Source organism: Mesorhizobium sp. M0621, assembly GCF_040320745.1.
Classification (GTDB): domain Bacteria; phylum Pseudomonadota; class Alphaproteobacteria; order Rhizobiales; family Rhizobiaceae; genus Mesorhizobium.
This window is the reverse complement of the sequence record NZ_JAMYQF010000002.1, coordinates 40970-59259: the sequence shown is the minus strand read 5'-3', so window position 1 is coordinate 59259 and position 18290 is coordinate 40970. Positions and strand designations below refer to the sequence as shown.

Annotated in this window: 20 protein-coding genes; 10 read left to right on the top strand and 10 right to left on the bottom strand. The window is 59.7% G+C overall.

All coding sequences use genetic code 11. The features are described from left to right. Positions 1-9: 9 nt before the first annotated feature. From NKI38_RS01875 to NKI38_RS01860, 4 genes are all read left to right on the top strand, one after another. Entirely contained in the window at positions 10-660 is a 651-nt protein-coding gene (locus NKI38_RS01875; protein ID WP_352654331.1) for a glutathione S-transferase family protein, read from the top strand. A gap of 161 nt (positions 661-821) precedes the next feature. Beyond that, complete coding sequence (locus NKI38_RS01870) at positions 822-1949, top strand: S-(hydroxymethyl)glutathione dehydrogenase/class III alcohol dehydrogenase (RefSeq protein ID WP_352654330.1); 1128 nt, start codon at positions 822-824, stop codon at positions 1947-1949. Positions 1950-2192: 243 nt separating this feature from the next. Further along, a complete protein-coding gene (gene fghA / locus NKI38_RS01865) occupies positions 2193-3050 on the top strand; it encodes an S-formylglutathione hydrolase (protein ID WP_352654328.1) in 858 nt (285 codons plus the stop codon). 87 nt (positions 3051-3137) lie between these two features. Then, positions 3138-3674 (top strand): hypothetical protein, encoded by a 537-nt coding sequence (locus NKI38_RS01860; protein ID WP_352654326.1) that lies wholly within the window; start codon positions 3138-3140, stop codon positions 3672-3674. A gap of 8 nt (positions 3675-3682) precedes the next feature. Here the strand turns inward: NKI38_RS01860 and NKI38_RS01855 are convergent, their stop codons facing one another. From NKI38_RS01855 to NKI38_RS01810, 10 genes are all read right to left on the bottom strand, one after another. Next, positions 3683-4273, bottom strand: a complete 591-nt coding sequence (locus NKI38_RS01855) for a hypothetical protein (RefSeq protein ID WP_352654324.1) — start codon at positions 4271-4273, stop codon at positions 3683-3685. Continuing rightward, positions 4270-4869 (bottom strand): L,D-transpeptidase, encoded by a 600-nt coding sequence (locus NKI38_RS01850; RefSeq protein WP_352654322.1) that lies wholly within the window; start codon positions 4867-4869, stop codon positions 4270-4272. Before NKI38_RS01850 ends, NKI38_RS01855 begins: the two co-directional genes overlap by 4 nt. Next, entirely contained in the window at positions 4853-6016 is a 1164-nt protein-coding gene (locus NKI38_RS01845; RefSeq protein ID WP_352654320.1) for a CpaE/TadZ family protein, read from the bottom strand. Before NKI38_RS01845 ends, NKI38_RS01850 begins: the two co-directional genes overlap by 17 nt. After that, a complete protein-coding gene (locus tag NKI38_RS01840) occupies positions 6013-6615 on the bottom strand; it encodes a TadE/TadG family type IV pilus assembly protein (RefSeq protein ID WP_352654318.1) in 603 nt (200 codons plus the stop codon). Before NKI38_RS01840 ends, NKI38_RS01845 begins: the two co-directional genes overlap by 4 nt. A 43-nt stretch (positions 6616-6658) precedes the next feature. Beyond that, complete coding sequence (locus NKI38_RS01835; protein ID WP_352654316.1) at positions 6659-7183, bottom strand: TadE/TadG family type IV pilus assembly protein; 525 nt, start codon at positions 7181-7183, stop codon at positions 6659-6661. 4 nt (positions 7184-7187) lie between these two features. Continuing rightward, positions 7188-8594, bottom strand: coding sequence for a pilus assembly protein TadG-related protein (locus NKI38_RS01830; protein ID WP_352654314.1), 1407 nt, complete (start codon positions 8592-8594; stop codon positions 7188-7190). Between the two features lie 123 nt (positions 8595-8717). Next, the gene (locus tag NKI38_RS01825; protein WP_352654312.1) at positions 8718-9002 is read right to left on the bottom strand and encodes a hypothetical protein; all 285 of its coding nucleotides are present in this window, start codon (positions 9000-9002) and stop codon (positions 8718-8720) included. Then, entirely contained in the window at positions 8989-10434 is a 1446-nt protein-coding gene (locus tag NKI38_RS01820; protein WP_352654310.1) for a type II and III secretion system protein family protein, read from the bottom strand. The genes NKI38_RS01825 and NKI38_RS01820 overlap by 14 nt, the downstream gene beginning before the upstream one ends. 54 nt (positions 10435-10488) lie before the next feature. Then, complete coding sequence (gene cpaB, locus NKI38_RS01815; RefSeq protein WP_352654308.1) at positions 10489-11529, bottom strand: Flp pilus assembly protein CpaB; 1041 nt, start codon at positions 11527-11529, stop codon at positions 10489-10491. Between the two features lie 90 nt (positions 11530-11619). Further along, positions 11620-11850 (bottom strand): Flp family type IVb pilin, encoded by a 231-nt coding sequence (locus NKI38_RS01810; protein WP_352654306.1) that lies wholly within the window; start codon positions 11848-11850, stop codon positions 11620-11622. A gap of 528 nt (positions 11851-12378) precedes the next feature. Between NKI38_RS01810 and NKI38_RS01805 the strand changes: the two genes are divergently transcribed. From NKI38_RS01805 to NKI38_RS01780, 6 genes are all read left to right on the top strand, one after another. Next, on the top strand, positions 12379-13767 hold the full coding sequence (locus NKI38_RS01805) for a TadA family conjugal transfer-associated ATPase (RefSeq protein ID WP_352654304.1): 1389 nt from the start codon (positions 12379-12381) through the stop codon (positions 13765-13767). Further along, complete coding sequence (locus tag NKI38_RS01800) at positions 13767-14738, top strand: type II secretion system F family protein (RefSeq protein ID WP_352654302.1); 972 nt, start codon at positions 13767-13769, stop codon at positions 14736-14738. Before NKI38_RS01805 ends, NKI38_RS01800 begins: the two co-directional genes overlap by 1 nt. 18 nt (positions 14739-14756) lie before the next feature. Continuing rightward, a complete protein-coding gene (locus NKI38_RS01795; protein ID WP_352654301.1) occupies positions 14757-15704 on the top strand; it encodes a type II secretion system F family protein in 948 nt (315 codons plus the stop codon). Positions 15705-15758: 54 nt separating this feature from the next. Further along, positions 15759-16298, top strand: a complete 540-nt coding sequence (locus tag NKI38_RS01790) for a tetratricopeptide repeat protein (protein ID WP_352654299.1) — start codon at positions 15759-15761, stop codon at positions 16296-16298. A 1-nt stretch (position 16299) separates the two neighbouring features. After that, on the top strand, positions 16300-16839 hold the full coding sequence (locus NKI38_RS01785) for a prepilin peptidase (RefSeq protein WP_352654297.1): 540 nt from the start codon (positions 16300-16302) through the stop codon (positions 16837-16839). A 107-nt stretch (positions 16840-16946) separates the two neighbouring features. Next, a complete protein-coding gene (locus NKI38_RS01780) occupies positions 16947-17969 on the top strand; it encodes an acyltransferase family protein (RefSeq protein ID WP_352654295.1) in 1023 nt (340 codons plus the stop codon). The last annotated feature ends 321 nt before the right edge of the window (positions 17970-18290 follow it).

The window sequence follows — 18290 nt, the reverse complement described above, 5'->3', positions numbered from 1 at the left end:
GAGCAGCCGATGATCACGCTTTATGACTACGAACTGTCCGGCAATTGCTACAAATTGCGGCTGCTGATGAGTTTCCTCGGCATCGACTACAAGACCGTGCCTGTCGACTTCTACCCCGGTCGCGAGCACAAATCCGAATGGTTCCTGAGGCTCAATCCGCTCGGACAGCTGCCGGTGCTCGAGGATGACGGTCTTGTGCTGCGCGACGCGCAGGCGATCCTTGTCTATCTCGCAGCCAGATACGATCCGTCGAAGAGTTGGTATCCCCTGGACAATCCGGCGTTGCTTGGCGAGATCAGCCAGTGGCTGGCTTTCGCCGACGGCATCACCGGAACGGCATCTGCGGCGCGTCTGCATGACAGCCTGTTTTACGATTTCGACATCGATGCCGCCCGCGCCGGCGCGCATCGGCTATTCCGTATCCTCGACGAGCACCTGTGGTTCGGCGAACAGCAGAGCCGCGACTGGATCTGTTCGGCCGGCCGCCCGACCATCGCCGACATCGCTTGCTTTCCCTACATCATCTTGTCGGAGGAGGGCGGCATTCCGCGTCAGGACTATCCGGCAATCCGGCGCTGGTGCGACCGGGTCAAGCGCATCAAGGGGTTCACGGTGATGTCGGGCGTGTTCCCGGCTGGTCCCGGCAAGGTCGCCGCTTAGAGCATGATCCCGAAAAGTGGAACCCGGTTTTCGGAAAAGATCATGCCCAAACACTGAAATAGAGCCTCATCCCGATGCCATTGGGATGGAACAGGCTTTAGACCGATCACCACGAGCGGAGCCATGGCTTCGGCAAGAACAAGTTTTGGGAGAGAGAAAAGATGAAAACCCGCGCCGCAGTTGCTGTCGCCGCCGGAAAGCCGCTGGAGATCATGGAGGTCGACCTCGATGGTCCGCGCCAGGGCGAGGTGCTGGTCGAGATCAAGGCGACCGGCATCTGCCACACCGACGAATTCACGCTGTCGGGTGCCGATCCCGAAGGCCTGTTCCCGGCCATCCTTGGCCATGAGGGCGCCGGCGTGGTGGTCGATGTCGGCAAGGGCGTCACCTCGGTCAAGAAGGGCGACCACGTCATCCCGCTCTACACGCCCGAATGCCGCCAGTGCCCGTCCTGCCTGTCACGCAAAACCAATCTGTGCACGGCGATCCGCGCCCCGCAGGGCCAAGGCCTGATGCCGGACGGCTCGTCGCGCTTTTCGATCGGCAAGGACAAGATCTTCCACTACATGGGCTGCTCGACCTTCTCGAACTTCACCGTGCTGCCCGAGATCGCGGTGGCCAAGGTCAATCCCGACGCCCCCTTCGACAAGATCTGCTACATCGGCTGCGGCGTCACCACCGGCATCGGGGCGGTGATCAACACCGCCAAGGTCGAGATCGGCGCGACCGCCGTCGTCTTCGGCCTCGGCGGCATCGGCTTGAACGTCATCCAGGGGTTAAAACTTGCCGGCGCCGATATGATCATCGGCGTCGACCTGAACAACGACAAGAAGGCCTGGGGCGAGAAGTTCGGCATGACGCATTTCGTCAATCCGAAGGAGATCGACGGCGATGTCGTGCCCCACCTCGTCAACATGACCAAGCGCGGCGCCGACCAGATCGGCGGTGCCGACTACACATTCGACTGCACCGGCAGCACCAAGGTGATGCGTCAGGCGCTGGAAGCCTCGCATCGCGGCTGGGGCAAGTCGGTCGTCATCGGCGTTGCCGGCGCCGGCCAGGAGATCTCGACACGGCCGTTCCAGCTGGTCACCGGACGGACCTGGATGGGCACCGCCTTTGGCGGCGCGCGCGGCCGCACCGACGTGCCGAGGATCGTCGACTGGTACATGGACGGCAAGATCCAGATCGACCCGATGATCACCCACACGCTGAAGCTGGAGGACATCAACAAGGGGTTTGATCTCATGCATGCCGGTGAAAGTATCCGCAGCGTGGTGGTCTACTGATCGGTTTGAGCCATACGCCGCGCTGAAAGCTCTGTGTTCCCAAAATACCGGCTTCCCCAGCATTGGCGTAAGACCGGCGGCGCGATTGGCATTCGGGAATGCCCGCGCCGCCGGTCGACCAGACCTGCGTCATCCCACGGAATCCGGATCATGGTCCATCCTCCAGGGGTTGCCGCGATCCCGACCGATGCCGTATTGACGGCGACCATGGTTGGCGTTTTGAAATTGCCGGAGAAAAAGCACATGTCAGAACAGATGAAGATCATCTCCGCGGCCAGGTCGCACGGCGGCATGCAGGGCGTCTATTCCCACGTTTCGGATGCCTGCGCCTGCGAAATGACTTTTGCCGTTTTTGTACCACCGCAGGCCCGTGAAACGCCTTGCCCCGTAGTGTGGTACCTCTCCGGCCTCACCTGCACCCATGCCAATGTGATGGACAAGGGCGAATACAGGCGGATGGCCGCGGAGCTTGGCCTGATCGTCGTTTGTCCCGACACCAGTCCGCGTGGCGCCGACATTCCCGACGAGAAGGACAATTGGCAGTTCGGCAGTGGCGCCGGCTTCTACGTCGATGCGACGCAGCAGCCCTACGTGAAGAACTATCGCATGTATTCCTATGTCACTGAGGAACTGCCGGCCCTGATCGCGCAGGAATTTCCGGCCGACATGAGGCGCCAGGCGATCTTTGGCCACTCGATGGGCGGCCACGGCGCGCTGACGATTGCGCTGAAAAATCCAGAGCGCTTCAAAAGCTGCTCGGCGTTTGCGCCGATCGTGCAGCCGGCCACCGCCGGCTGGTCGAAGCCGGCCTTCGAAAAATACCTTGGCAACGACGAGGCCTCGTGGCGCGGCTACGACGCCACTTCGCTCATCGAGGATGGACACCGCTTTCCGGGATTTCTCGTCGATCAGGGAACATCGGACGGATTTCTGAATGACGGGCTGAGGCCCTGGCTTCTGGAAGCGGCCTGCGCCAAGGCCGGCATCCCGCTGACGCTACGCATGCAGGACGGCTACGACCACTCGTATTTCTTCATTTCCAGTTTCATGGACGACCATCTGAGATGGCATGCGGAACGGCTTTCGCAAGCCGTGATTTGAGATTTACGGAGCTCGACATCTCGATAGAGCCGTTAAGCCTTGCGCAATCTATGCAGTCTATCCTGGCTTGCAGATTGTCGAGGGAACATGAAACGCAAGCCGCTTCTGCTTTTTGCCTTCCCGTTTCTCATTCTTGCGATCCTGGCTGGGGAGCGCATGGCGACCTTCCTGCTGGGCGCCTATCCGGCCAGCCCCACCGCATGGTGGCTATGGCTTGAGCTGCGCCCCTTGTCGGCGATGCTTTGGCAGCAGGTCGATGTCTGCCTGGGCAGCTCGATGGCTGTCGATGCCGCCATCCTTGCCGCCGCATCGATCGTCTGCTGGATAGCGTGCCACACCAGAAGGTCGGCGTTCTTCTTCCTCGCCAACCACGTCGCCCTGATTTTCGCCGGGCTGATGATCGCGGTCGGCAGTCATCCGGAAACGGCGAGCACGATCGCCGCGTTCACGTCGCCGAGTGGTCTTCCATTCTCGCTGACGGTCGATTTCACCTTGAAGAACAGCCTGGTGCTGCTTCTGGGCGTCTCGGCCTGTGCATACTGCCACATCGCCTTCCTTGGCGAAGCGCGGGCGCGGACCGAAGCCCGGTCCATCCGCAGCCTGGCCCTGCAGCGCGATCTCTAAACCGCAGTCTAGTTGATCCTGCGGTAATAGACCTTGCCGTCAGGCTGCTCCATGCGCTGGTAGTTGGAGCTTGGGGCAGGGGGCGCCGCCGGTGCGATCCTCTTCCTGGGCGCACGCGGCGCTTCGATGACGCTCGGTTCGCTCTCGCCGTCGAGGGCTTCGGGCGCTTGCGCCAGCGTGCTGGTGGTGATCTCGGACGGTTCCGCCGCACTCGACATGGCCTCGCCGCCGGCGACCGGTATATTCTTGGCCAACCGGGCAATGCTGCCATTGATCTCGTTGAAGCTGCCTTGCAGTTGGCTGTCCAGTTTCTCGAACCGGCTCTGGAAGCCGTTGTTGACCGTGTCGAGCCGTGCCGCGATCCGCTGCTCGAACGCTCCGAGTTGTTCCAGCCGCGCTTCGACGAAACGCAGATCGCTCATGCCGCGATAGAGATAGATCGCGGCCGCCATGTTGATCCCGGTGATCAGCAAGGCACCGCTGGCGATGAGAATGCCAACCGTCTTTGTCTTGCTGGGTCTCTCGATGGCGCCCTGTTCGCGCTGCTCATGGTTTCCGATGTCGATCGCCGGCATGTCCGGTTCGCTGATCGTCGTCATTGGACCACCACCTTTGCGCCGACCGCGACGCGCTTGAAAAGATCGATCACATCCGTGTTGGTGAGCCGAAAACAGCCTGACGTTCCGTCGAAGCCAACCCCCGACGGATCGTTGGTGCCGTGGATCCGGTAGAGCGTGTCGCGACCGTCCCGGGACAGATAGAGCGCCCTTGCGCCGAGCGGATTGTAGGGGCCGGCTGGCACCATTTTCGGCAGCTCCGGCTGGCGGGCCCTCATTTCCTGTGGCGGGCGCCATTCCGGCCATTTGGTCTTCGCCCCCACCTTGACGACGCCCGTCCAGCCGAACCCGTCGCGCCCGACGCTGATCTGGTAGCGCAGCGCCTGGCCCTGGCGGGTCACCAGGTAAAGCGCCTTCTCGTCCTTGCGGATGATGATCGTTCCCGGCTGCTCGGTGGTCGCCAAGGCAACGGCCTTGCGCAGGCTGGGCCCCATCGCCGGCAGCGGCGGCCGCTCGACCGATCGCGCTTCGGCGAAGTCCTGGACGGACAGCGCCAGCGCCGCGCCGAGCACGCAGGTGCCGGCCAGCCGCCCAGCGATCCGATATCTCGCGATCCGATATCTATCGGGCAGCGTCATCGAGCCGCTCTTTGAACATCCGCTTCAGATCCTTGTTGAAGCGCGCCCGCCCATCGACTTCCGATGGCGGGATGGCTCTGTTCAGCGCGTCGGTCAGAAGCGCGTTGTCCAGCGCCACCGACTTGATGTGCGGCGCCTTGAATATCTTTTCGAGCTCGCTGCGCGAAAAGTGGTTCCCGAACCATTTGCGCTTGTGCTTGTTGGCGACCAGCGTGATGCTGACCGCGTTGCCGCGCAGCTCGCGGATCTTCTTGTAGAGCCGCTTGCCTTGCCGCAGCGAAGCGACATTGAGTTCGAAGACGATGAAGATCTCGTCGCTCGTCGACAGCACGGAATTGTGCCAGGGCGTTTCGAGATTGGGCAGGTCGATGACGATGTCGTCGAAGCGGTAGGCGACGAGGTCCAGAAGCCGGAAGACGAAATCGCTGCCATGCGGCTCGAAGGGCAGTTGCGGCCGCTCGAACGCATAGAGGGTGAGGCCGGACGGGCGCGAAAGCTTGATGACATCCATCAGTTCGACATCGAGCCGTTCCGGCTGGCCGATGATGCCGGCAAGATCGAACTGGTTGAACAAATTGAGATAGGCGCCGCAATTGGCGGCCTGGAAATCGAGATCGACCAGACAGGTGGATGCCGCGCGCTCGGTCGATTTCGAAGCCAGGAATTCGGCCGCCGACAGCGCCAGCGTCGTTGCACCTGCGCCACCGCTGGCGCCGACAAAGGTGATGATCCGGCTTTTCGTTCCCTGGTTGCCGGTGTCGTGGAAGGTCACCGCGTTGAGCAGCTCCTTGCCGTCAAGCGGCTTGTGCAGCCAGTCCGAGGCGTTCATGCGCACCAGCACGCGCGTCTGCTCCGACGTCAGCTCGTCGGAAACCGCGATCAGCGGCACATCAGCCCACAGCGCGCGCGCCTCGACAATGCCCGGCCTGCCGAGCAACTCGCCATTGCCGAGATCGAGGATGACGATGCTCGGGCGCGTGTCCGCCGGCGGCCCCTTGAGAAAATCACCCGTCTCGGAAACCCTGACATCATAGATCGCCAACGCATCGAGGCGTGTCGCCACATCGAGCTTGAACTGCGGATCCGACGAAAACAGCGCCACCTGCTTTCGCTTGGTCGGTGTAACCTTGGTGTTGATGGCATTCATGGCGCGGTGCTCTTCATGTCTTCGCCCGTGACCGTGCTCAGCATGGAGGGCATGGTGATGTCTGCGAATCCGAGCAGTCCGCCCAGAAAGAAGAACTGGAAGGTCATGTTCTGAAGGCTTACGGTTATTGTCGGGACCGACCCGCTTGTACGGGTTTGATAACCGAGCCCGGTCGCGGTATAGCGGATGAGCACATTGGCCGGCTGTAGCCTGGAAAAGAATTGGCACATACCCGGCCGTTCACTCGCTGCACGCGTCGGACATATGCCCGCTCCCGCCGCATCTCCGCGAAAGATCCGATTGAAGTTCGCCGCAGTAAAGGTTCCGGCCACACATCCCGAGCCGACGCAACTACATGTGCTGGTAGCGCCGTTGCACAAATAGTCGTAGTTCCCAACGGGAATGGGGTTGCCTGGCGTTGTCGCGACGCCGGCCGCGGCGATCTCAGGCGCTACGGGGGTCGAAATGGAAGCCATGCGCGCGCCTATTTCCACGGCCTTGGTCGCGGCATTCCACTGATACAATGCGTAGCCGAAATCAACGAAGCCGAGGGTGAGCACCAGCAGCAGGACCATGCTGATAGCGAACTCCACGATCATGGCGCCGGCTTCGTCTGTTCTGAAACGGAATAGATGACGCATCTCACCACCCCATGTACCGTTCTTCGTGGGCAGCAGAAAAGGTGATCGGCCCAAGACCGAGATAATTAAGCAAAGAGGTTCCCGTATAAGTGAAGGAAGTCGAGAGTTGGACCACTCGGACATTCGACGATGAGCTTTTGTAGTTCTGCAAACCATCGACATCTGTAGTCACTGGTATGACGCGGTAATTGAGATTGACCGTAATCGCGTTCGGTAGCCAACTTGTGACGCGGCTGGCGATGCTGCAATTGCCACCGCAATTATACGTTCCAGTTGCGGCGATGTTGGCGGCGTAGGTGGCGCAATCCAGCGCTGTATTGAATGTCTGGTTGCAACGTGCTGCGTAACGAGCACCGTCGTTGAGGCCAGCTTCGATCAGAAGCTTCTGGTGCAGAAGATTGCCAAACTCGAAAACGCCAGCCGAAAGGCTGATCATCAAAGGGGTGATCAGCGTCATCTCGACGAGCACCGCGCCTCGCTCCTCGAGACCGAACCTGCGCAGAATTGAGCCTAACGCCGCCAGCATCACATCACCTGTAAAGCTGCACTTCGTCGCGCACCCGATTCGCCAGTGTGCCTCTGCCAAGTGTACCGTTGATATCGACGATTTCGGCCCGGACTTCACCGTTAGCCACTGCTTCGGTCAGAAAGACGCTTGCGAAACCCATCGCCGGCACGGCGCCGCTCTGCCCCTTCAATTGGTCTACGACGGCCTGGGAGCTGCAATCGACGATGGCAGCCTGGAACAGCCGGCGATCGGTCCCGCCAGTCGTCGGCGCGCAGCCCGGCGTACCCTTCTCACCGCCTAGTGACGTAGTGCCGACGAGATTGTGGTCTATCTCGTATTTATAAAGATCATAGCGGGACGGAGGGTTGGCATTGCTGTAGGCGTTGCCGTTTGCATCCTTGAAATCGGCCAGTCCCGCTGTCAGCTTGTTGACGCTGACATAGCCGTCATAATCCCAGCTCCCGTTGCCGATTTGGCCGGTGAAGCCCAGGTCCTGGGTCAGCCCACGGAATTTCGTTGTATCCGTCTGCAGGGTTCCGACACAGGGGCCCGTCATCTTGTACCCCTTTCGTATGTTTGGTGCCGGCGGCCACCGGCTGTCATTCTTGGAAGGGAACCCGTTGCCGTTTCCGTACCTGTCGAAGCGGGTATTGAAGGCATCCGTGACCTTATTGCTCAAAGTGCCGGTTTGCGTATAGATCAGCCTGGTGTTCACGCATTCGGGCACTTGACCGATTGCTACGTCAGTCGCGAGGTCGGTCTCGCCATAGCCGTGAGCATCCTTTGGCCGAAGGAAGCCGATATTCCCCGGTCCCCAATTGTTGCCGCCGGCGACAAGCTTGAGGCTCTTCCTCAACAGGCTCGCCGAACTCGCAATCTGGTTGAGATCCTGGCCTGGAAACGGATTGCATATGAACGTCGGCACCATCGAGCAAACAGTGGCGCCGGCATTGCCGGCGACAGCCGTCGACCCGATGTTCATGCTATTACTTGCGCTGTCCCCGGTCAGAAACGAAGCCGGAAACATGTTGGCGAAGCCGGTGGGGTTCACCGTTACCTCGACAAAACTCGCCAGTTTGGGATCTGTCGTGGCCCAGTTCGTGCCGTTCGCGTCGGTCCCGTTCGCATTTAGCGCGGTGCTGTCGTTGGCCGGAATTCCGGTTAAAAAAGTGACGGTTAAATCAGGTTGCCGAGCCAGCGTATGGGTGCCGGAGGTCGAAAATCTGCTTCCGTTGGTCAGGAGATTGTCGATGGCCCGGTATCCTCGGGTAATCGCATCCGCTCGTCCGTCCAATTCCGCCGCTGCGGCTAAGGCGAAAGCATCGGCGCCCTTCTGAAGGTCGTTGTGCAGGCTGTTGGCCCGGGACATATCGATGACCAGCAGAGCAAAACCGATGATCACCGGCAGCATGATGGCGACGAGAATCATCGCTATCCCCCGCTCATCGCCCCAAAATGCACGAATGGTCCTCAACATGACCGTACTCTCTGTTCCCATTGCGCCAGGATCCCTCGTTTTACCTGACGCGTCGAAACCGCATCCTTCTGTGCCTTAGTTTGTCGGTGTGCCGACATTGACCGTGATCGCTGGCGGTGGTGGTGGCGGTGGCGGAAATTTGTAGCTGTGGGCAACGGCGGCAGCGCGCGTGCCGTCGCCTTCGATGTGTGTGTTCCTGGAGGCCGGATTGAGCGGATCGACCGTCTGCAGCAGCGAATTGAACTTCTGCGTGTCGCCGGCGGCCAAGGTCACCGAGTCGTAATGGTTCAGATAGTCCGCGGCGCAGCCAGACAGCGCACCGGCGCACAGGATGAGGATCAAGACGCTATTTCTTGACATAGAGCATCTTGTCCTTCGATTTGAAGTCGAGCATGTGGCCATAAGGGCCGGTGACACCATCGCCAGTTTCGTATTTTCGGATCATGTCCTTGTTCACCTCGAGCTGGCCGAGCACGAAGAATTCCGGATCATTGGCGGGCCGTGTCTTGTCGAAAGGCGTCGCCAACTGCTCGCCGGGCTTCACCGGCCGCACGATGTGTGGCGTCACGATCACGACCAGCTCGGTCTCTTCCTTCTGGTTGCTCGAATTGCGGAACAGCGTCCCGATGACAGGCACCTGGCCGAGCCACGGCACCTGGTTCTGCTGCTTGATGGTCTTGCTGGACAGTAGGCCGCCGACCGCGAAGCTCTGGCCGTCGCGCAGCTCGACGACGGTGTCGAGCTTGCGGTTGGTGAAGATCGGGTCGCCCGCAGTGGTGAAGCCGGTCAGGTCGCTCACCTCCGGCGCCAGTTTCATATGGATCTTGTCGTCGGCGAGCACGACCGGCGTGAACAGAAGATTGACGCCGAACTGCTTGTACTCGATCTGGATCAGGCCATCGGCGGTGACGCTACGGATCGGGACCTGGCCGCCGGCATTGAAGCTGGCCGTCTCGCCTGAAAGAGTGGTCAGATTGGGTTCGGCTAGCGTGCGCACCACACCTTTAGCCTCAAGCGCCTCGATGATCAGATCGACCTTGATGTTGCTGTCGATGACGCGGGTGATCAGTGCCGCAAAGGGATTGCTGTTCGAAAGGAGGCCGCTGACAATATTACCCGCTCCGGCCACCACATTGTCTTCGTCGACGGCGGCAATGCCTGTTCCGGTCCGGGTTGTGCCGCTGCCGTTTGTGCTCCGGATCGACACGCCGAGATCGCGGCCGGCGTTGCGCTTGGCTTCCAGCACGCGCACTTCCAGGTTGACCTGCTGGCTGTCATCGACCGTAACGGAGTTGATGATGGCGTCAGGACCATATTGCTGCGCAACTTGCATGATGGCCTCCAGCGTCGCGCCGTCCTTGACATGGCCGCCGAGCCTGACCTTGCCGTTGATCGAGCCGATTTCGATGCGCGACCTGGGTGCCACCTGCCGGATCGCCTGCGCCATGTCGCTGACGTCGACGCCGACCTCGATCTGGAGGGCGCCAAGCGAGCGCTTGTCCGTCGAAAACAAATTGACCGTCGTGGTGCCGGCGCCCTTGCCGATGACATAGAGCGTGCGGTCGGTCATCGGCTGGGCATCGGCGATCTTCTCGTCGCCGACGACGATATCGCCCAGATTGGCACTCACCTGGACCGTTACCGATTGCGACATCGGCAGGAAAATCCGATGGACGCTGGGTGTCGATACATCGATGAAGCGGTCGGCTGCATCTGCAGCAAAGCCCGAAAGCAACAGCGCCGCCAGACAAGACAACGCGGCCGCCGCCACCCTCAACCTAGACCCCTGCATCCCCGTCTCCCCAATTGCTGCCGATGGCAGCCTCGTTTTATTAGCCGCACTCTATCATGGTTGTCGCGGCACGTCATATGTCTCGAGTTTCACGCCCCGAAAGACGCCGACCGTTGCCCGTGCCGGCGGCGTGGGGGTCACATATTTGACCACTTCCTTGACGACAGGCTGTGGTGCGGGTGACGTCACCACCACCGGAGCGGGCTTCACCTTACCCAGTTCGTCGAGGCGGCTTCCCACCCGCTCCACGGCCTGGGTCAACCCGGCTATCTTGTCCTCGGCGCGCTTGCGCTCGGCTGCGGCCTCCGCTTCCGCCGCTGCCCTCTTGTCGAGCTCCGCCTGTCTGGCGGCGACGTCGGCCGGCGTTTCGCCGATCAGGTCGGAAAGTGTTATTCGTTCGGTCGTCTCGCCCTTGTTGGCCGCGGCTTGCCGAAGTGCCAGCGACAATTGGCCGGCGCCAGCCGCCAGGGTCAGCTTTTGAGCATCCTTGGTGCTGGCCTCCAGCGTTACCGACTTCACAACTGTCGGGCTCTCCTTGCTCACATCGGCCACCTGGTCGATCGCGAGTACCTTCATGCTCTGCAGCAGCACATCGACGAAACTCTTGTCCGCGCCATCGTCGCCGCGCACTGTTCGTGTCAGCAAGACATCGACCCGGTCGCCCGGGAAAACGAAGCCGGCGACGCCGAGCACGTCGTTGACGCGGATGGAAACGGCCTTCATCCCTTCGCCAAGCACCGCCGAAAGTGTGGCACGCTGGCCTGGCCCAGTGATCTTGCTGGCGAGGACAGGTTCGTTGGCGCTAATGGTCTGCAGCGCCTGCCTGATGCCTTCGCCGGCCAGAGCCTCCTTCGTTGTCTTGAAGGCGCCGGTTGGAACCGCGCCCGCCGGCCATGCGACTTCGCGCAATTTGTCTGCGCTCAGCGTATCGCCGAATTTCAGTGGTATTGCCGCAACCACGACTGTGCTGGCTTGGACGATCCCCGTTTGCGCGATGGCGCTTCGCTGGCCAGCCAGCCAGATATTGACCAGAACTACGGCCAGGACGCCGAACACGCCGGCGAGCACGATCATGACAAGTGTGTTGGCGCGCATAAGCCCAAACCCCGAAAAAGGCAGCAGAACGGCCGAGTGACCTGAGTGATTTCAGGCCCGGATCTGATCCGGGCCTGAATCGGTAGTTGATCAGCTGCCGACGCCGGTTGCGGCATCGCACCCGCCGACGCCGGTGAGAGTGCTGGCGGCCTGCAGGTCACCGCAGAGGTCGCTGAACCGACCGCTCACCCAGCCGCCGATGGCGATGACGGTAAGAATCGATGCAGTGGCGATAATGCCGATAAGGATGGAATATTCGACCATGGCAGCGCCGTTTTCATCGTCGCGGAACTGCCGGGTCATCGTCATGAGCTTGTTCATGTCAATTTCTCCCTTGGAGGTTTGAACCCGACGAGACAGAGCAAAGGATGAAATCCATACCCAAGCATCCCCCGTCATCTCGATCCTAGGTCCCGAGAAAATGCAGAGTCAACGACATTAAGGGTTCCTTAACTTTCCTGTACATGATTCGGCAAGAATATTGCAAATCGAAATCTTCTCAAGGGTTTGATTTTTATCATTTTTCAATCGCCCTTAACCATCCGTTCACAATTTCGCCATGGGTGCGGCGAAATTAGGGAAGCATTAGCTATAACGCATATTCCTTTATATCTAGTGGGTTAGCGACCTTCCGGAGCGGTTTGGCGCCGAGAAACAGACGGATGCGGAAAGCGAGGTCGACGCTCTGACCGCGACCGGGCAGCCATATCAAATAAACCCGTTATTTCAGGCTTCTGATCTTAACTATGTAGAAAGTATTGGCTGTGCGCGAGCCATCCGGGCGCTTGTGCCCCTGGTGGTTAACAGTTAGTTTCCCCTAATATGAGTCCGAGGGGAGTATAAGCAATTATGCTGGGGCGGTTCATCAAAGGGCCAGGCGAGCAGCAGGCAGTGACAAAGGTCGAGCCGCTGGCGGTGCCGCCTGTTGCTCTAGCCCTTTCGCCAGCCGCTGATATTGAATCGCATGGCGACGATTTCCTGACGCTCAAGGTCGAGCTTCATCGCCACCTTATCGATCGGTTCAATCTGACCGCTCTTGAAAATGCCTCCAAGGATGAAATCCTGAACGAGATCCGTCCGATCGTTCGCGAGTTCGTTCGCGGCCGCAACGTGCCGCTGAATGCACGCGAGCTCGATCAGCTGACCAGCGACACCGCCGACGAGATGCTGGGTCTCGGGCCGATTGAGCCACTGCTCAAGGACGAATCAATTACCGACGTCATGATCAACACCCATAAGCGCGTCTTCATTGAGCGGCGTGGCGTGATCGAGGAGACGGCGATCCGTTTCCGCGACGAGGCGCATTTGTTGCGCGTCATAAACAAAATCGTTTCCGCCATCGGCAGGCGTGTCGATGAATCGTCGCCGATGGTCGATGCACGGCTGGAAGACGGCTCACGCGTCAACATCGCGGTGCGGCCGGTCTCGGTCGACGGCCCGCTGGTGTCGATCCGCAAGTTCTCGAAAAATCCCTATTCGCTCGAGCGTTTGATGGCATTCAATTCAATCCGCCCGCCGATGATCGACCTGCTGCGGATCGCCGTGCAGGCACGCAAATCGATCCTGGTTTCGGGAGGCACCGGCAGCGGCAAGACGACCTTGCTCAATGCATTGTCGAGTTACATCCCGTCCAGGGAGCGGCTGATCACCATCGAGGATGCGGCGGAACTGCAATTGCAGCAGCCGCATGTCGGCCGGCTGGAAACGCGCCCGCCCAATGTCGAGGGGAAGGGCGAAGTTCGCCAGCGCGAGTTGCTGAAGAATGCGTTGCGCATGCGGCCGGATCGTATCATCGTCGGCGAGGTTCGCGGCGAGGAGGCCTTCGACATGCTGCAGGCGATGAACACCGGGCACGAAGGCTCGATGACCACCATTCATGCCAACACGCCGCGCGACGCGATCTCGCGGCTCGAACAGATGGTCGGCATGGCCGGCATGCCGATGACGCACGACTCGATCCGGGCGCAGATCGCTTCCGCCATCGACATCATCGTGCAGACACAGCGTCTTTCGGACGGCGGCCGGCGTGTCACCTCCATATCGGAACTGACCGGCATGGAGGGCAATGTCGTCCAGCTTCAGGAAATCTATCATTTCGTTCGCCGTGAGGTCACGGCCGAAGGCAAAGTCATCGGAGATTTTCGCGCAACCGGTGTCCGTCCGCGCTTCGCTCCCGAGGCCGCGACTCTTGGCCATCATTTTGCCAAGGATGCCTTCAATCCGCAGGTTGCCCTCTGATGCCGACGGGTCAAACTCTGCTTTACTTCATCTACATGCTGGCGGCGGCTTCGGTCATTCTCGCCGGAGAAGCCCTTTATCTTTCATTTGCCGGACGCCGCTCCCGGTTTATGGCAATCAATCGCCGGCTGAAGCGGCTCGCTGGCGACGTTCCGGCCGAACAAACGTTACAGGGGTTGCTTCGAGAGCGCGGCCTCACGGACTCCGGCGACTTTCTTTTTGGACTGGTCTGGTTGAACAGGCTCTACACCCAGTCCGGCATCACCGGAAATCCGCTGACGTTCGCGGCGACGTTCCTGCTTGCGGGGCTGGCGATGGCGTTGCTGCTGGCAACCCTCCTCAATTTCTCTATCTTGGCGTCGCTCATTATCTTTCTGGTCGTAGGGCTTGTCTTGCCGCTTCTCGTTCTCCGGCGCGCCCGCAACAAGCGCATCCTGAAGTTTGCCAAACAGTTGCCGGATGCGCTCGACATGATTGTTCGTTCCCTGCGCGCCGGGCACCCCGCTTCGGTCGCGATCGGTCTGGTCGGGCGCGAAATGCCGGATCCGCTCGGCACCGAGTTCGGCATCGTCTCCGATGAGATCACCTTCGGCCTCAGCATCGAGCAAGCCGTGCGAAAGCTTTCGCAGCGTGTCGGCTTCGAGGGCCTTCAACTGCTGTCCGTATCGTTGTCGATCCAGGCCAAGACGGGCGGCAATTTGACCGAAATTTTGGCTAATCTTTCTTCGGTTCTGCGTGAACGGCAGAAATTGCGAATGAAAATCAGGGCGCTTTCGGCCGAGGGGCGCATCTCTGCATGGATCATCTCTTTGTTTCCTATCGCGATGTTCTTGATACTTCAGCTCGTTGCCCCGACCTACTACGGTACGATCTGGGGTAACCCGATGATCTTTCCAGTGTTCCTGATTTTCGGGCTGTGGGCGCTGCTTGGCGACTTCATCATGTACCGGATGGTTACTTTCGATTTTTGACTGGAGCGACGGATAAAATTGCTTTCGAACATTCAGGACCTGGGCTTCTTGGTGTCTATTGCCGTCTTCGTGGCGGCGGTGTCCCTTTTCCTGTTCGGTGCGCTTGTCTTCTTGCCGGCTCTGCAAACACGAAAGCTCGTCGCGCAGAGCTTGATGGAAGGAATTACAGACCGCCGATCCATGCTTGGACAAGACCAACTTGCCAAGATTGCGGCGCAACGGCCGGTCGACGCATACTTCAAGTCGGTTGAGAAGGAGCGGGATGAACCAAACGCCCTGGAAGCGAAACTGTTTCGCGCCGGCTTTTATCAATCAAGCGCGCCGCTGGTTTATACGCTGTCCCGCCTGGTTGCGGTCTGCGTCGGTTTTCTCGCAATGTATGCACTCCTGTCACGGGTTCTGCCGCCGCACCTGCCAGGTTTCATCGCCCTTGCCGCTTCTGCTCTGTTCGGCCTCGCCTGCATCGTGCTTCCCGCCATTCTGCTCGACCGTTTCGAGAACAGCCAGAAACTGATCTATCGTCGGGCTTTCCCCGACTTCATGGATATGATGATCACCTGCGCCGATGCCGGCATGAGCCTGGAGGCGGCGGTCGAACGCGTCAGCCATGAAATGGCCGCCACGCACAAGTGGCTGGGGATACAGTTGTCGATCATGAACCTGCAACTGCGCGCCGGCAAGCCATTGCGGGAGGCGCTACGCGAACTTTCAGATCGCATCGGACTTGACGAGGCGCGGGCTTTGGCCGTGCTGTTCCGGCAATCGGAAGAACTGGGCACAAGCCTTACCGATGCTTTGCGTGTTTATAGCGCCGAAATGCGTGGGCAAAGAATCCTCAGTGCAGAGGAACGCGCCAATTCTTTGCCGGTGAAAATGATGATTCCGTTGGGGCTTTGTATCTTCCCTGTGGTTATGATGGTTATCATGCTACCGGTGATCATCCGCATGAGGGGCATTTTCTTCTAATTGCGTGTATGATCTGATTCTAATATGAGGTCCGAGACCCTTGGGGGATTCTGTATGAAGAGGGCTATCGCGGCGGCGTTCTGCCTGTTGACGGTTTTGCTTGCCGGCTGCCAGACGGACGCCACCGATGGTGTCGTCCGCACCAACGAGCCGTCGAAAGGCGACCTAACGTCCTTTGGCGATGCTTTCGACGGGCTGAAGACGGTCAGCGACGTCGAATATTACGCCTCCGACCAGGCTGTTGCCGAAGCCAAGAACCAGTTCCGCGCCGAAAACTACGGCAATGCCGGCGCGCTGTTTTTCAAGGCGACGCAGCTGGCGCCCAATGATGGCAATGCCTGGATGGGATTGGCCGCCTGCACCGACCGGATCCACCGCTTCGACTTGTCCGACCGGGCCTATGCCCGTGCGGCCAAGCTGGTCGGCGCGACGCCTGAATATTACAACAATGTCGGCTATTCCTATCTGCTGCGTGGCAAGCTGCAGGACGCCCGCTCGAACTTTCTCAAGGCTTATGAACTGGCACCCAACGATCCGACAGTAGCCAACAATCTGAAACTTCTGTCGTCCAGCGTGCAGAACATCGAGCGATAAGATGTTGCTTGCCGCATCGCTGCTGCTGAAGGCGCTTGCCATCCCATTGCTGGCAAGGATTGCCTGGCTCGACTTCACCACGCAGAAAATATCCAACCGTGATGTGCTGCTGCTTTTGTGCCTCGGAATTGGATCGCTTCAGTTCATGTCGATCCTGGCCGGATCCTGGTGGGACATGGGCTTGAGCGCGGTTGCCGGCCTCGTGCTGTTTCTTGCGTTGTTCCCGTTCTGGATCTTGCGCAAGATCGGTGCTGGCGACGTCAAGCTGATGGCGGTCGCCCCTTTCCTGACCGGCGGCAACGACCTCGTCGTGTTTTCCGTGCTGCTACTGGTTTTCGCCCTCGTCACTGCAGCGGCCATGAAAAATCCATTTCTGCTGCCCGCAGGCGCCTTTCGCCTCTACGTCCAACATCTCGACCGCAAGGGCGTTGTGCCGTTCGGCGTGCCAATCTCGGTCGCCGCGATCTGTACGATAGCGTTCCTGATCTGCGAAAGTTTGGTGTTGGCGAGCAGCTCAGGAATTCTGAATCAGCTGAACTGAACCTCGGCAGCGCGGGCAGCCGCCATCGACCAGAATATTCCGGTGGTGATAGTCGATAGGACGGTGCTTGCGCGATTGAATGCTAAGGGTTTCAAACGGATATAGGCTTGGCGTCCTTGATCTGGTCTTTGCAAATACTTCGCTTCGTTGCTGCGCTGATGGTCGTATATGTCCATGCAGCCCAGACTGCCGTTAAGGTCACCGGATCGAATGGTCTGTTATCTCATGATTTTCAGGTAGTCGGCTTCGCAGGCGTAGACATCTTCTTCGTCATATCGGGGGTGATTATTGCCAAGACGGCACCTGGTCTGACTTGGCAATCTTTCGCTTGGAGACGGTTCCGGCGCATTGTTCCGCTCTACCTACTGGTCAGCATCCCGTATGCGATCGTCGCCTACAAAACCGGCTTCGGCTGGCGGGACGCTGTGGCGACGCTTTTGCTGTGGCCCGCTACCGATCAAATGACCGCGCCGGCATTGCCAGCGGCCTGGACGCTGTGCTTCGAAATGCTGTTCTACGCCGCCGCGACCATCGTTCTCATCGACCGGCGATTGCTGTCGGGTCTCGTCGGTGTCTTCGGCCTCGCAATGATGTTTCGCTCGGCGGGTCCGGTGCTGCAGTTTCTTGGCAACCCGCTGATCATCGAGTTCGGCCTTGGCATTGCTCTCGCCTATGCACCTAGGTTCAAACTGGCGGTGTGGTGCCTGCCGGTCGGCGCCGCGGCGATGATAGCCGCCGGATTCATTGGGATAGCGCCGGGAGGGGGGACGCTGGAGTTCCTCAAGGGCGATGGCGGCTTCCAGCGCGTGCTGGTCTGCGGTCTCCCGGCGGCGATGATCGTTTTCGGCACGATGCAGATCGACGCGAAGCCGAGCGTCTGGACGGTTCTCGGTGATGCCTCTTATATGCTCTATCTGATCCACACTCTGCCGATAACGCTGCTTCTGATGGTGTGGACCGTTTTTCCGGTTCCTCCGGACCTTATCATCGTGATCGGCACAGCCACATCAGTTCTTTTCGCCTGGCGGATGTACATTCGGTTCGAGTTGCCGCTACGCAAATTCCTGCGCCGGCATGATCCCCATCTGAAGACTGGCCGCCATCCATCCGGCTTGGCATTACGGGATTGACGGATATGCTTCGATGCTGGCGATGCCGATCATATGGTTCGTTGCTGGACTCATAGCGAAACCTTGGCCGCGCTCGACGCGAATCGAAATCCCATCCCATAGTCGGTAGCCGGTCAGAGCAACGAACGCGGGTTAACGGGTTCCTTCGGAGCCTTCGCCGGCGCGTAGGCTGACGAAAACGAAAAACCGCCTGCGCGGCGGGTCACTGGCGCAAATCAGCACCATGGACAAATATGTACCATAGCTGAGGGCACGGAGTCAAGAAAAAATTCCTATCATGAACGGCGCCGCCGACACCGCCGAACTGGCTGTCGTCAGGTT